Genomic DNA, 13,108 nt, shown 5'->3' with positions numbered 1-13,108 from the left:
GTCAGTTCGTGGTGGAAGCGGACCCGGCCGGGCGCGAGTTCCTCGGCGCCGGCGCGCAGGACCGGCTCCAGGCGGATCTGGGGCAGGTTGGCCTGTCGCTCGGGGCTGGCCGCGAGCCACTCGGGTGAGCGGCCGCCGGCTCCCCAGGCCTCCATCTTGGCGACGCGGCGGCCGTACTCCTCATGGTCGCCGGCCAGGCCGACGTACCAGGCGCTGTGGGACATCTGCTCGGCAGGGGTGGAGGCGGCGTAGATGGTGTCGGCCACGCCGGCGTCGCGCATGACCTCCATCGCGCGCTGGTTCAGGACATGGGCCTTGGGGAGGATCGAGGTCTGCGGCCAGGCGGTGACCAGCAGGGACTCGACGCCGATGCGGCTGAGCAGCATCGAGGCAGTCAGTCCCGCACCGCCTCCGCCGACGATGAGGACAGGGATGTCGATGTCGTACATGGGTACTCCGTGGGATGTCGCGGCTCGGGGCCAGGGGGCAGGGGACGGTTCAGGCCAGGCGGGCAAACAGCGCGCGGGCGTTGTCCCGGTCGATGGCGTGGTGGCCGGCGGGGTCGAGGCCGGGGTAGCGGTCGTACTCGCCGGTGAAGTGCGCGACGGCGACTTCGGGTGCGAAGGGCCGGTCGGTGCCGAAGAGCACCCGGTCGGGGCGGGCGAAGGCCAGCAGGCTGGGCAATGCCGAGGGGCTGCCGGACAGGGCGGTGTCGAACCAGAAGCTGCGCAGGTCCTCGAGGATCTTCTCGAAGCCACGGCCGGTCTCGGCGACCAGGGCGGCGGTGATCCGGTGGGCGGCGTAGGGGAGGAAACCGCCCGCGTGGGGCAGTACGATCTTCAGGTTGGGGTAGGGGCGTGGGACGCCGTGCAGGACCAGATGGGCCGCGGCGCGGGTGGTGTCGAGAAGGAAGTCCGCGGCGAACGGCGGCAGTCCGGGGCGGGTGGGGCGGGCAGTTCCGAGGGATGGACGAAGACGACGGCGCAGCGCCGGTCCAGTTCGGCCAGGAGCGGGTCGTGGCCGGGGTGTGTCCCGTAGATGCCGTAGGTGTCCATCAGGGCGATGGCGTGCTGGGGGCTCCGCAACGGCATTTCGCGGCCGCCGGGAGCGTGGATGCCCTTCGCTTTCAGCCACCGGGTGCACGCCGGGGGCGGCAGATGCTGGTGGACGTCGATGCGGCTCATGGGGGGTGCTCCTCCCGGCGCCCAACTGGCAGCTGGGCGCTCACGGCTGCGCGATGGACGGCGCCGGCCACGGGACGTGGGCCTGCTAGCCGCCGGCCAGAAGGACGAGATGGACTGCGACCAGGGCGCCCACGACGGCGGCCGGCAGGCAGCGCGCGGCCGGATCGCCGCTGCGCAGGTGTACGACCACGGCCCCGGCCATGAGCAGGATCAGGCCGACCGATGCCGCGGCACCGAGCGCGGCGATCCGCAGACCGGCCAGCAGCCCGGCCGCCGCCGCCACCTCCAAAGCGCCCAGCAGGCGGTAGTGGGTGGTGGTCATGGCGACGTGGGCCGCGGCCTGCCGCATCGCGGGCACTGCCGCGAGCTTGGCCGACCCCAGCAGGAGGAACAGCGCGGCGAGGACGACGGCCAGGACGGTGGTAGTGGTGCTCATGGAGATTTCTCCCTGTGCGGAAGGGATGGTCTGCTGCCATCCGGAAGCGGATCGCTGCGGCTCGGGGTCAGGTCAGGTGCCGGGGGCGTACTGCCAGTCGAGGACGTACTGGTCGAGGGCTGCGGTGACCCTGTGCCGCACCGCCTCGTCGGCAGGGGCGGGCACCAGGACGCGAACCCCTCCGTCGTGCGGCCGGCACACGATCCGTTCCGGGTCGCACTGCGCGCCCTGGGCGGCCAGTTCGGCCAGGACCGCACGGCGGGTGGCATCCAGTCGCAGGCCGAGCTTGTAGGGCTTGCCGACGGCGGTGAGCGGGATGGCGTCGATCACGACCACCTCCCGCGGCGCGGCGGCGCGCTCCGGGGCCCGTTCGGCGGCCCAGGTGAGCAACTCGGCGGGATCCACGCGGGCGCCGGGGGCGAGGGTGACGTAGGCGACGGGCACCTCGCCGGCGTGCGGGTCGGGGCGGCCCACCGCCGCGGCGGCGGTGACCTCCGGGTGGGCAAGGAGGGCGTCCTCGATCCCGGCGGGGTCGATATTGTGACCGCCGCGAATGATCAGGTCCTTGGCGCGGCCGGCGAGGGAGACGAAGCCGTCGGCGTCGATACGGGCCAGGTCGCCCGTGTCCAGCCAGCCCTCGCGGATCTTCCCGGCCGTCTCCAGGAGTGGTCCGCGGCCGGTGTGCTCGGCGACGTAGCCCGCGAAGACTGTGGGCCCGCTGACGGCGAGCACCCCGGTGGCGCCCGGCGGCAGGTCCTGCCACTCGCCGGTGTCCGGGTCGATCCGCACCGTCTTGACCTGCTGGTAGGGCAGGCGTCGGCCGACGCTGCCGGGCCGGGTCTGGCCGGGCACGCCGAGGGCGGAGGCGCAGGTCGCCTCGGTCAGCCCGTAGCCCTCGTACAGCGGGATGCCGGTGTGCTCCTCGAACGACTCCCGTACGGCGGGCGGCAGCGGGGAGGCGCCGACGGCGGCGAACCGCATGCTCGAGATGTCCGCGTCGACGGGGACGCGGGCGAGGACGGAGTACACGGTGGGCACCGCCGACATCGCGGCGATGTGGTAGTGCTCCACCAGCTTCCAGAACACTCCGAACAGCTCGGGATCGCGGTAGCCCAGAGGCCCGGCCCACACCACCCGCTGGCCGCGCAGCAGCGGGCCGAGAAGGGTGACGATCAGGGCGTTGACGTGGAACAACGGCAGCCCGGCGAACATCACCGAGTCCTTGTCCAGGGGGATGCTCGCGGCCACCATCCAGGCATCGACGACCTCGTTGGCGTGCGTGTGCGCGGCGAGTTTGGGCGTGCCGGTGGTGCCGCCGGTGTGGAAGTAGGCGGCCAGGTCCCCGGCGGCCGCAGGCTCGATGTCCACCAGCCGGTCGGCGGGATGGGACGCGGCCAGTTCCGTGAGGTAGCCGACGCGTACGCCCTCGACCGGTTGCAGAGCGGGGGCGGGGCCGTCGGCCGCGGTGGGGGCCAGGGCCAGCAGCGCGTCCAGCCGCAAGGCCGCGGCGACTTGCCGGGCCGTGGCCCACACCTGCGCATCCAGCTGCGGACCGGCGGCGATGAGCACCCTCGCGCCGCCGCGCCGCAGCAGTTGCTCGACGTGCTCGGGCGCCAGGCCCGGGTTCACCGGGGCGGCGATGCCCGCGGCCTGTGCGGCCAGCAGGGCGGCGGGCAGCTCGGCGGTGTTCGGTGTGAGCAGGCCCACGGCGTCCCGGCGGGTGACGCCGAGGGAGCGCAGCAGGTTCGCCGTGCGATGCACCTGGTCGCGTAGCTGAGCGAAGGTCGCGGTGGCGGGGCGCAGGAAGCGCGCGGCATCGGGCAGCACGGTCAGGGCCGGGCGGTCGGGCCACAGGCGGGCAGCGCGGAGCAGGGCGTCGTAAGTGGTCGCGGGCAGACCGCGCTCAGGGAGCGGGACGGCCTCGATGGCGGCCAGGTCCGCGGGATTGTCGTGGGCGGGCCACAGCAGGTCGGGGGGTGTACGTGTCACCGGTGCGCCTTTGCAGGGTGAGGGATGGGGTGAGTGGCCGGCCCGGTACGGGGAGCCGGGTCGGCCGGTCCCGGGCGGGGGTCCCGGGAGTCGTCAGCGGGCGCGCACCACCGTGCGCTGCTCGCCGAGGTCGAGTTCACCGTCGTCGGTCGCGATGCGGGCCGTGATGGCGTCGCCGTCCTTGAGGTAGTGAGGGTTCGCCTGCTGCCGGGCGAAGAACTTCTGCCAACGCTTGTGCGGGGGCATCAGGGCGGCAAGCGTGGCCAGGAGCTTCCCCGGTGACTTCAGCGCGGTGCCGCCGGGCGTTCCGGTGAGCAGGACGTCACCGGGGTCCAGGGTCTGGAAACGGGCCAGCAGGGTGAGCGCCCGCGCGGGCCGGACGATCATGTCCGTGGCGGTGTGGTCCTGCCGGGTGGTCCCGTTCACCTTCAGCGTGAGCCGCAGGTCCGGGAAGCGGGCCAGGTCGTCGGCGTCGACCAGGAGCAGCCGCGGGCCGAGCGGGGTGAAGGTCGGGTACGACTTGGACTCGTAGAACTGCGTCTTGGGCAGCTGCAGGTCGCGGGCGCTGACGTCGTTGGCGACGACCAGCGCGGCGACGTACTCCGACAGGGTGGAGTCGGTGACCTCGGTGCCGACCGGCACGTTCGCGCCCATCACCAGCCCGAGCTCGACCTCGTAGTCCAGGAAATGCACGTGCGACGGACGCACGATGTCCTGGTACGGGCCGCTGACGGACCCGGAGGCCTTACGGAAGAACGCGGGTGGAACGGTGTCCGGGTCGAATCCGGAGTCCACCGCGTGCGAACGGTAGTTGACCATCTGTGCCACTACCCGACAGGGGGTGGTGATGGGCGAGAGCAGCTCTGCTTCTGCCGCGGACCGCCCGGCGTCGGGGTCGGCCGCGGCGCGGGCGGCCGCCTCCTGCACGGCGGACCGGTGGGCGAGCAGGGCGCCGGTGGTGTCCGCATCGGTGTCGACGCGGTGCAGCCGTCCTGTGCCGCTCTCCACCCACCAGCCGTCTGTGGTGCGGACGACTTGGATACTCATCGGCTCTCCTGAGTACTGGGCAGCGTCGACCGGGCCACTCCCTCGAGCAATCTCCGGTCGGAGTGATGAGAGGATCAGTTGAGATGAATCAATCGTCAAGAGAGGTCAGTGCTGATATATAAATCATTACTGATCTATGGTTAGAATCCGCGGGTGACTACTGAAGGAGAGCGCGGGGCCAACCGCCAGATGCCCAACCGCCTGGATCGGCGCAAGGCGCGTACCCGCGCCGCGCTGGTTGCCGCCGCGCAGAGAGTTCTCGCCGAGCAGGGGCGGGCCGAGGTGAGCATCCAGGAGATCACCGAGGCCGCGGACGTCGGCTTCGGCTCCTTCTACAACCACTTCACCAGCAAGGATGAGCTGTTCGACGCCGCCGTCGCCCTCACCCTGGAGGAACACGGCGCCCTCCTCGACTCCGTCGTAGGAGACCTGAAGGACCCGGCAGAGGTCTTCTCCGCCAGCGTCCGCCTGACCGGCCGCCTTCAGCGCACCCACCCGCAGATCGCCAGGATCCTCGTGCGTACCGGCATGCCCTACCTGACCTCCGAGACTGGCCTGGCCCCCCAGGCGATGCGGGACCTACAGGCCGCTGCCGACAGCGGACGGCTGGACATCGACGATGCCCGTACGGCCGTCGCCATGGCCGGCGGTGCCCTGCTCGGAGTGCTGCACCTCCTGGAGACCCGACCCGACCTCGATGCCGAGCGTGTCACCGATCAACTGGCCGCCCGCCTACTGCGCATGTTCGGCCTGACACGCACCGAAGCACGGGAGATCGCCACCCGGCCGCTGCCGGCCTTGCCTGCGACCTGACCTAGGCGATTTCCGGCGTACGCAGCGCGTCGCGGACTTCACCCGCCGGGTGCCGCGGCTCTGGCCGGCGACGACCAGGTCCTTCGGCCGGCAGCGGGGGATGCCGCACGCCGTGAGGCGTGCGACGGTCAGGCGAAGACGTCCTGCTGGTAGCGCTCGTCGGTCTCGAGCTGGGCGGGCCACTGCTGGGCGGTCTCGTCGTCGCTGCCGGTCTTCTGGCGGTAGATGGCGGCGAGGGCCTCGCGGACGGCGGGGGCCATGCGGCGGCCGTCACCGCAGACGTAGATGTACGCGCCGTCCTGGATGGCCTGCCACACCGTGTCGGCGGCGCCCGCGATGGCGTTCTGCACGAACCGGGCCGGGTGGCCGGTCACCGCGGAGAAGGCGGTGTGTACCTGGGCGATGCCGGCCTGCTCCCAGTCCTGCATCTCCTGGCGGTAGAAGTAGTCGTGCTCCGGGTGGCGGCAGCCGACGAAGACCTGCGACAGGCCGACCTGGGTGCCGTTCGCGTGCTGTGTCGCCCGCTCCTCCAGGAAGCCGCGCAGCGGCGCGATGCCGGTGCCGGGGCCGATGAGGATCAGCGGCGTGGCGGGGTCGGCGGGCGGGGCGAACGTCGGGGAGGGGACGCGGACGTAGCCGTAGACGACATCCCCGGGCTCGAGGGCCGCGATGCAGGCGGAGCAGGTGCCGCGGTACTGGCCGTCGCCGGACAGGGCCGGGCCTTCCAGCAGGCCGACGGTCAGGCGCACATGGCGCGGGTTGGCGGACGGGGCGGAGGAGATGGAGTAGAAGCGGGGACGGATGGGGCCCATCATCTCCAGGAAGACCGCCAGTGGCAGCTCGACCGCCTCGAAGCGCTCCAGCAGCCCCAGCACCGAGGACCACGCCCGACTGACCGGCCGCGCCCCGAAGCCCTGCCCCGCCACACCTGCATGCACTTCGCGGGCCGCGCCCGCCACGACCCGGCCCACCCGGCCGACGGCGGGCCGCACAGCCGCCGGGCCCGGGTCCGCGACGCGCGCCCGGGCCCGGCGGCTGACCGAGTCATGCGGCGGAGTGGTGGAGCCGCTGCTTGAGCTCCTTCCCACGCGCCTGCACCCTGGCTTCCAGATCTGCCTTCTTCTGCTCCCGGCGCGCCTTGGCGGCTTCGCGTTCTGCCGCCTCCTGTGCCTCGCGGATGGCCTTGACCTCGGTGCGCACCTGCTCCGCCGGCCTGCGCTCCAGCACCGCGCCGAACCGCGTGGCGAGCCGGTCGATCGCGGCCGTGTCCCGCTCGGTGACCTCGGCGACCAGCACCGTGCTGCCCGCGCTGACCTCGTCGGCCACCAGGGCCACCAGCCCGGAGCTGTCCGTCGCGCGCCGCCAGTCGGCGCCGCCGCCCACGAGGGCTCCGGTGCCCCAGCCCAGCATCACGCCGAGCGGTCCGCCCAGCAGGCCCACCACCGAACCGACCAGGGCGCCGGCCAGCGTGCCTTCTCCCGCCTTGGCGTCCACGCCTTCGGGAACCCGCACTGTCCCGTCAAGCTCCCGCTCGACGAGCACCGCGCCGGTGACCTCCACGGTCAGGCCTCCCAGTTGCTTCAGCTCGCTGAGCGCCTGGTAGGCGGCGGCCTGCTCGGTGAAACGGAAGACGACGATGCTCTCGGTCCTGTCCATGACCACTCCTCAACTCGCCATGCTGCTCTGCATTCGGCGGAAGCTCCCCCGCCTGTGAGACAGCATGTATCATAACCTTGATGTGAGTCAAGTTGTCTCATAGGGGTAGGGGATACCGGCGGCAGCCTCGTACAAAACCGGAGAAGGTAAGGAAGCAGGTGTGGGATGAAACCCTCAAGAACGGATCCCCGTGCCAAGCGGACCCTGGCGGCCGCGGCCGAGATCCTGGGGGAGGGCGGGCCCGGGGCAGTCACCCACGCCGCGGTCGCCGAACGCTCCGGCATCGGCCGGGCCACGGTCTACCGCCACTGGCCGCGCCAGCAGCACCTCCTGCTGGACACCCTGGCCAGCTCCGCCCAGCCGCTGATCAGCGTGGGCGAAGGCACCGTGCGCGACCAGTTGGTGCACCACCTGGCAGACCGCCTGGAGTGGTTCAACCAGTCCATCTCGGCCTCGGCCACCGCCGCCCTGATCGACCACGCCGAGCGAGATCCGCGCACACGGGACATGAGGCAGCGCCTGTCCGGAGCTGCCGTCGAAGACCTCCGCACGGCCTTGCGGACCGCCGTGGAGCGTGGCGAACTGCGCCCCGGCGCTGACGAACAGGCATCGCTCCTCCTCGGCCGGATCATGGGGCCGCTCTTCTTCCAACGCTATCTGCTCGGCCAGGCGCTGGACGAGGAGTCCGTGGTGCGGAGCGTGGACAACGCGCTCGCCGCCCGGCTGCCGCACACCTGACACCCTCCGCCGCTGTGAAGGACGTCGAATCCCGTGGGCAGCAGCCCGCGGACCTCCTCGGACCGAGCGTCCGAGGCGGCGTCGATGACCCGGAGGGCTGTGCACTGATTGCCAACGGGCAGGTGGGCGTGGGCGGCGGCCGCTGCGGGATGCGCGCGGACCCGTGCCGTGTGCGGCCAACTGGGGGCTGCCGATTCCGGCTGGCTGATACGGAGGTTGGGTGTTGGCCGCGAAGACCGCGCGCCCCCTCAGAGGCGAATGTGGTGACAACAGCAGGAACGGTGCTCGCACCCAGGGTGCCGTCTGGAGCAGGAGGAGATGATGGCCGTGACGTACGCGTACAGCGCGCCGGCCGCCGCCCGCCCTTGGACCCTTGCGCACCGTCCCGAAGCCGCCGACCAGGCCCGGCAGATCGCCAAAGAATGCCTGACGCGGTGGCGGGTCACCGATGAGGTGACAGACTCGGTGCTGTTGACCGTCTCCGAACTCGTCACCAACGCGGTACAGCATGCCCAGCCGCCACTGACCGTCGGACTGGACTGCGACCCCACCGTCGGGTATGTGCACATCGAGGTGTCTGACGGAGGTCCCGCGGCCCCTGGCGACGACCTGCAGTCGAGCCTCCCCGACGACGAGCACGGCCGCGGTCTGATGATCGTCGAATGCCTCACCGCCGGACACGGCAAGCGCCAGGAACCGGGCCACGCCGTCCACTGGGCCGACATCTCCACAGCGGCCTGACCCGCCGCGGCACCTCGCAGCGCAGGATGACCGGACTCCCAGGACCCCGCAGAACAGCCTCAGAGGCCGCGCGGATGGGCGGGGCACCGTCGCGGGCCCGATGGCTCTCGCCCGGTGGCGTCGTCGTCGCTCGCCGCGGCCGAGCTGCTGCGTGGAGAATCTCCCACACTGTCGAGGCGGCGATCGGGTGGCCCAGTCGAGCCAACTCGCCTTGGATCCTCCTGTGCCCCCACCGCGGGTTCTCGCTGGCGAGTGTAGGACGAGCTTCTTCAGTGCTGCGTCGGTCGGTGGCCGACCGGTGCGCCTGCGTGCGCTGTAGTCCCACTTCGCGGCGATGAATCGGCGGTGCCAGCCGAGCAGGTCCCGGGAGTGACCGGGAAGACCTCGTGCCAGCGACGCCGGGGTATGAGCCCCGAGAGAGAAGCGAACCAGAACCGACCGTCTGCCTCGGAGCGGACCGGGACGGCCAGCTGCCGGCGCAGCACCGCGTTCTCGTGCCCCAACCCAAGAGGCTCCGCGTCTTTCGCCGCGTCGCTGCGCAGCAGCGCCGATGGTAGGGAGAGTAGCTTCCGGGTCACCTTGTACAGCATGGACGCGATCACTCGGCCGTGCTTCCAGTTGACGGACCGTCCCGAAGTCGACCTGCGGCGATGACTTTTCGAGCGGCACAGGGTGACAGCCGACTCGACAGTTACTACATTCGGCCATGGCGGGTCGTCGTGTTCGTTCGGCTGCGGAGGGTAGTCATGGCGCAATGGGATGTCGCACGATCCCCCGCGAGCGTGCGGCTGCTCACCCGGCTTGGCGCCGAGCACGGTCTACCGCTGCAGGTATGTCTGGAGAACACCGGAATACAGGAGTCGGTCCTGCGTGATCCTTCCGCGACCGTCAGCGCTCGTCAGGAGCTGACCGTGATCGCCAACTTGCTGCGCGTGCTGGGGAATCCGCCGGGTCTCGGCCTGGAAGCAGGCGTCAGATATCACCTGACCACGTACGGCATCTGGGGTTTCGCGATGATCAGCAGCCCCAGTTGGCGCAGCGCGATCGAGGTGGGCCTGCGCTATCTGGACCTGACGTTCGCGTTCGCCAGCATCCGGGCACGGGCGCGCGGCGACGAGTTCCAACTGGTGCTCGACACACCGGACATCCCACCGGACGTGCAGCGGTTCGTGGTGGAGCGTGACAGCGCGGCGATCCAGACCATCCAGCGTGAGCTTTTCGCCTCACCGATCCATATCCGGGACGTCAGCTACGTGTTTCCGCCGCCGGCGTCGGGGGCGCAGCGGTACGCCGAGATCTTCGGTGTGGAGCCGGCGTTCGGCGCGGCCGAGAGCGCCGTGGGCATTCCCTCGGAGATCCTGGATCTGCCGCTGCCGCAGTCCGACGAACTCACCAGCGCGCTCGCCCGGGAGCAGTGCCGCCGTCTGCTGGCCAGCCGGCATGCGCGCCCCGGGCTGGCCGGACGCGTACGTGACTACCTGCTGACCCGAGCGGCGACCCCGCCGGATGTCGAACAGGTGGCGGCCGCACTGCACATGAGCGAGCGCACACTGCGCCGGCGACTGGCCCAGGAAGGGGTTTCCTTCCGCAGGCTGCTGGACGAGATCCGCGAGCAGCTGGCCGAGGAGTTGCTGGTCACCGGCCGGCTGCCAGTCGCGGAGGTGGCGCATCGGTTGGGGTACGTGGAGGTGTCGAGCTTCTCGCAGGCGTTCCGGCGGTGGAAGGGGGTGGGTCCGCGCGAGTTCCGGTCGCGTCAGCCGGTGCCCCGGCGCTGAGTCCCGCGCCACCGCCGGCCGGGGACTCTCCCGGGTTTGACACCGAGGAACTCGGCCACCAAGGTGGCGAGTTCGTCTTTCATGGTGAGCAGCCCGAGATGGCCGTCGGCGTAGACATGCAGCCGGGCGTGCGGGATCAGACGGGCCATCATCCGGGCGTTGACCAGCGGGATGATCGGGTCGTCGTCGCCCGCGAGGATGAGGGTGGGCTGACGGATCAGCGGCAAGAACGGGGTGCTGGTCCAGCCGGCGCCGGTGGCGAGCTGGTAGACGTAGCCGCGGGCGGAGAGCTTGCGTTCGAAGTCCAGCAACAGATTCTGCACCAGGTTCGGTTGCTCGCGCAGGCTGCCGCCGTAGATCCGCCCGGCGATGGACCGCACGTAGCCGGAGTCCCAGTACCGCTTCGGGGTGGCCATGTGCGCGAGCACCCTGGGGTGGGCCGGCACCATCATCCAGCCGGTGGCGGTGGCCACCAGCACCACCTGCCGGCAGCGGCGCGGATTCTGCAGGGCGAGCTGCTGGGCCAGGCCGCCGCCCCAGGAGATGCCGAGCACGTCGAACCGATCGTAGCCGAGTGTGTCGAGCATGCGGCCGACCAGTCTGGCCAGCGCCGGATACGGGTAGGGCAGGTGTGGTACGGGCGAGCCGCCGACCCCGGGGGGGTCGAACCGGACCACCTCGATCGCCGGGTCGAGCGCCTCCACGAACGGGTCGAGCAGGTCCAGGCTGGCGCCGATCCCGTTGCACAGCAGCAGGGGCGGCCGATCGGGGTCGGTGCCGGGCCGGACGGCGACGCGCAGCCGCCGCCGTCCGACCGTGACGAAATGCACGGAACCGGCCATCAGTGATCCAGTACGTAGCTGCCGGGGGCGTCGCCCAGCACCTGGAACTGCCGACCACCGGGCGACTCGGGCGCCGGCACCATCTCGCCGGAGCGCTCACCGAGCCAGCGGATGTAGTCCGGCCACCACGAGCCGGCCGTGGTGGACGCGGCGGCGGCCCAGTCGTCGGCACTGGCTGGGGTGTCCTCGGCTACCTGGTAGCTGGACTTCTTGTTGCCCGGCGGGTTGACCAGCGAAGCGATGTGCCCGTTGGTGGACAGGATGAACCGGCTCTTGCCGCCCAGCAGTTGCGTGCTCGCGTAGCAGTTGCGCCACGGGCAGATGTGGTCGGCGCTGCCGGCGACGACGTAGGAGTCGAGCTGCACCTGGCCGAGGTCGATCTCGGTGCCGAGCAGGGTGGCGCCGCCGGGCCGGGTCAGGGCGTTGGCCATGGCGAGTGAGAGGAAGTCCCGGTGCAGTTTGGAGGGCATCCTGGTGGTGTCAGCATTCCAGTAGAGGATGTCGAACGCCGGAGGCGTGCGCCCCTGCAGATAGTTGTTGACCCAGTAGTTCCAGACCAGATCGCTCGGGCGCAGCCAGGCGAACAACTCGGCCAGTTGCTTGCCGTCGAGGTAGCCGCGCGCCCGGGACGCGGCTATCGCCGCCTTGGCGGCGTTGTCGTCGGCGAGCGCCCCTGTGGTGCCCGCCCTGGTCTGGTCGAGCAGGGTCACCATCAGAGTCAGCGAGGCCAGTTGGTCCTGGCGGCCGCCGTCGGCGAGGTGGGCGGCCACCAGGGCGCTGAGGATGCCGCCCGAGCACGCCCCGAGCAGGTGTGCCGAGTCGGTCTCGGTGATCGTACGCGTGGTGTCGAGCGCTTTGAGCACGGCCCGCGCGTACGTGTCCAGGCCCCACTTGCTGTGCCGGGCGTCCGGGTTGCGCCAGGACATGAGGAACACCTGGACACCCTGGCTGACGAAGTACTCGATCAGACTGCGCTGCGGGGCGATGTCCATGATGTAGAACTTGTTGATCGTGGGTGGGACGATCACCAGCGGTGTCGAGTAGACCGTCTCGGTCTGCGGCTGGTACTGGATGAGCTCGAACATCGGTGTACGCAGCACCACCGAGCCGTGCGTCAGGGCGAGGTCGCTGCCGACCTCGTAGGCGTCGGGCGGCACCATGGTCGGCACGCGGGGAGCCCTGGCCAGATCGCCGAGCAGGTTGCGCAGTCCGCGCACGGCGCTGACACCGCCGCTGTCGATCATCGCCTTCCAGGCCACCGGGGAGATCAACGGGTTGTTCGACGGCGACACCGCCTGGAGAAGGTTGGAGGCCAGGAACGAGATCCGCTCGCGGTCCTGCCACTCCAGTGGCACGTCCTGCACCAGCCCCTCGACGAGCGTCGTAGTCGCCAGGTATGCCTGGACCGACCTGCGCAGCAGGGGGTTTTGCGTCCAGGCCGGGTCGGCGAACCGGCGGTCGCGGGTGGACGGAGCGATGCTTGACGAGCCGGCGGCGATCCTGGCGTACTCGACGGCCAGACCGTTCACCCGGCTGGCCACCCGCCGGGGGCGTCTGGCGAGTGCGCCGACGAACCGGGCGGTGGAAGCGCCGGGCAGGAAACGGCGGTGCGTGCCCAGCGCCGCGTCGGTGAGCATCAGATCGAGTGCACCGGCGTACTCGCCGGCCTCGTCACCGAGCGGTATGGCCGGCGGATCGGGGTACGTCCGAGCGGCTTTCATGGGGATGCCTCCCTTTCGTGTCGAGCCTTTCGTGACGAGCGTCGGACGGGCGCCGGGACGCCGGTGAGGTGCTGGCCGACGATCAGGTTCTGAATGGTCGCGGTGGCTTCGAAGGTGCGGATGGCGTCGGTACCGGCGTTGTGCCGGGCGACGTGGAAGTCGATCA

The 13,108-nt window shown here is 70.9% G+C and carries 13 protein-coding genes and 1 pseudogene; 4 read left to right on the top strand and 10 right to left on the bottom strand.

Annotated features, from left to right (window positions below):
* From ACIBJF_RS31550 to ACIBJF_RS31530, 5 genes are all read right to left on the bottom strand, one after another.
* Positions 1–449: FAD-dependent monooxygenase (locus tag ACIBJF_RS31550; protein ID WP_399178804.1), on the bottom strand; the 449-nt coding region annotated here is incomplete at its 3' end.
* Between the two features lie 49 nt (positions 450–498).
* A complete protein-coding gene (locus tag ACIBJF_RS31545) occupies positions 499–1,134 on the bottom strand; it encodes an amidohydrolase family protein (protein WP_399178802.1) in 636 nt (211 codons plus the stop codon).
* A gap of 135 nt (positions 1,135–1,269) precedes the next feature.
* Positions 1,270–1,620: a DoxX family protein gene (locus tag ACIBJF_RS31540; protein ID WP_399178800.1), complete on the bottom strand. Its 351-nt coding sequence runs from the start codon at positions 1,618–1,620 to the stop codon at positions 1,270–1,272.
* Between the two features lie 72 nt (positions 1,621–1,692).
* Entirely contained in the window at positions 1,693–3,609 is a 1,917-nt protein-coding gene (locus tag ACIBJF_RS31535; RefSeq protein WP_399178798.1) for an acyl-CoA synthetase, read from the bottom strand.
* Positions 3,610–3,702: 93 nt separating this feature from the next.
* A complete protein-coding gene (locus ACIBJF_RS31530; protein ID WP_399178797.1) occupies positions 3,703–4,656 on the bottom strand; it encodes a fumarylacetoacetate hydrolase family protein in 954 nt (317 codons plus the stop codon).
* A 153-nt stretch (positions 4,657–4,809) separates the two neighbouring features.
* Here ACIBJF_RS31530 and ACIBJF_RS31525 point away from each other — a divergent pair, with 153 nt between their 5' ends.
* Entirely contained in the window at positions 4,810–5,469 is a 660-nt protein-coding gene (locus ACIBJF_RS31525) for a TetR/AcrR family transcriptional regulator (protein ID WP_399178795.1), read from the top strand.
* A gap of 128 nt (positions 5,470–5,597) precedes the next feature.
* On the opposite strand, the gene ACIBJF_RS31520 is transcribed toward ACIBJF_RS31525, so the two are convergent.
* Both ACIBJF_RS31520 and ACIBJF_RS31515 read right to left on the bottom strand, forming a co-directional pair.
* The gene (locus ACIBJF_RS31520; RefSeq protein WP_399178794.1) at positions 5,598–6,557 is read right to left on the bottom strand and encodes a hypothetical protein; all 960 of its coding nucleotides are present in this window, start codon (positions 6,555–6,557) and stop codon (positions 5,598–5,600) included.
* Positions 6,514–7,125, bottom strand: coding sequence for a histidine kinase (locus ACIBJF_RS31515; RefSeq protein ID WP_399178792.1), 612 nt, complete (start codon positions 7,123–7,125; stop codon positions 6,514–6,516). The genes ACIBJF_RS31520 and ACIBJF_RS31515 overlap by 44 nt, the downstream gene beginning before the upstream one ends.
* 165 nt (positions 7,126–7,290) lie before the next feature.
* On the opposite strand from ACIBJF_RS31515, the gene ACIBJF_RS31510 reads away from it, so the two are divergent.
* The gene (locus ACIBJF_RS31510; protein ID WP_399178790.1) at positions 7,291–7,863 is read left to right on the top strand and encodes a TetR/AcrR family transcriptional regulator; all 573 of its coding nucleotides are present in this window, start codon (positions 7,291–7,293) and stop codon (positions 7,861–7,863) included.
* A gap of 327 nt (positions 7,864–8,190) precedes the next feature.
* Positions 8,191–8,604, top strand: a complete 414-nt coding sequence (locus ACIBJF_RS31505; RefSeq protein ID WP_399178788.1) for an ATP-binding protein — start codon at positions 8,191–8,193, stop codon at positions 8,602–8,604.
* 118 nt (positions 8,605–8,722) lie between these two features.
* On the opposite strand, the pseudogene ACIBJF_RS31500 reads toward ACIBJF_RS31505, so the two are convergent.
* Positions 8,723–9,194: pseudogene (locus tag ACIBJF_RS31500) on the bottom strand (helix-turn-helix domain-containing protein); the annotation flags it as partial.
* A 192-nt stretch (positions 9,195–9,386) separates the two neighbouring features.
* Between ACIBJF_RS31500 and ACIBJF_RS31495 the strand changes: the two are divergent.
* Entirely contained in the window at positions 9,387–10,379 is a 993-nt protein-coding gene (locus ACIBJF_RS31495; protein WP_399178786.1) for an AraC family transcriptional regulator, read from the top strand.
* On the opposite strand, the gene phaZ is transcribed toward ACIBJF_RS31495, so the two are convergent.
* Together phaZ and ACIBJF_RS31485 are read right to left on the bottom strand one after the other, a co-directional pair.
* Positions 10,358–11,221, bottom strand: coding sequence for a poly(3-hydroxyalkanoate) depolymerase (phaZ, locus tag ACIBJF_RS31490; protein ID WP_399178784.1), 864 nt, complete (start codon positions 11,219–11,221; stop codon positions 10,358–10,360). The genes ACIBJF_RS31495 and phaZ overlap by 22 nt on opposite strands.
* On the bottom strand, positions 11,221–12,942 hold the full coding sequence (locus ACIBJF_RS31485; RefSeq protein ID WP_399178783.1) for a PHA/PHB synthase family protein: 1,722 nt from the start codon (positions 12,940–12,942) through the stop codon (positions 11,221–11,223). The genes phaZ and ACIBJF_RS31485 overlap by 1 nt, the downstream gene beginning before the upstream one ends.
* Positions 12,943–13,108 lie beyond the last annotated feature (166 nt).

The sequence above is a fragment of the Streptomyces sp. NPDC050743 genome, from assembly GCF_044456925.1.
Classification (GTDB): domain Bacteria; phylum Actinomycetota; class Actinomycetes; order Streptomycetales; family Streptomycetaceae; genus Streptomyces.
This window is presented reverse-complemented; position numbering and strand designations above follow the sequence as displayed.

Bases quoted from the DNA above. Each gene is read 5' to 3' on its own strand.
- ACIBJF_RS31515 (WP_399178792.1), bottom strand. From the start codon at position 7,125: ATGGACAGGACCGAGAGCATCGTCGTCTTCCGTTTCACCGAGCAGGCC.
- ACIBJF_RS31530 (WP_399178797.1), bottom strand. From the start codon at position 4,656: ATGAGTATCCAAGTCGTCCGCACCACAGACGGCTGGTGGGTGGAGAGC.
- ACIBJF_RS31510 (WP_399178790.1), top strand. From the start codon at position 7,291: ATGAAACCCTCAAGAACGGATCCCCGTGCCAAGCGGACCCTGGCGGCC.
- ACIBJF_RS31540 (WP_399178800.1), bottom strand. From the start codon at position 1,620: ATGAGCACCACTACCACCGTCCTGGCCGTCGTCCTCGCCGCGCTGTTC.
- phaZ (WP_399178784.1), bottom strand. From the start codon at position 11,221: ATGGCCGGTTCCGTGCATTTCGTCACGGTCGGACGGCGGCGGCTGCGC.
- ACIBJF_RS31485 (WP_399178783.1), bottom strand. From the start codon at position 12,942: ATGAAAGCCGCTCGGACGTACCCCGATCCGCCGGCCATACCGCTCGGT.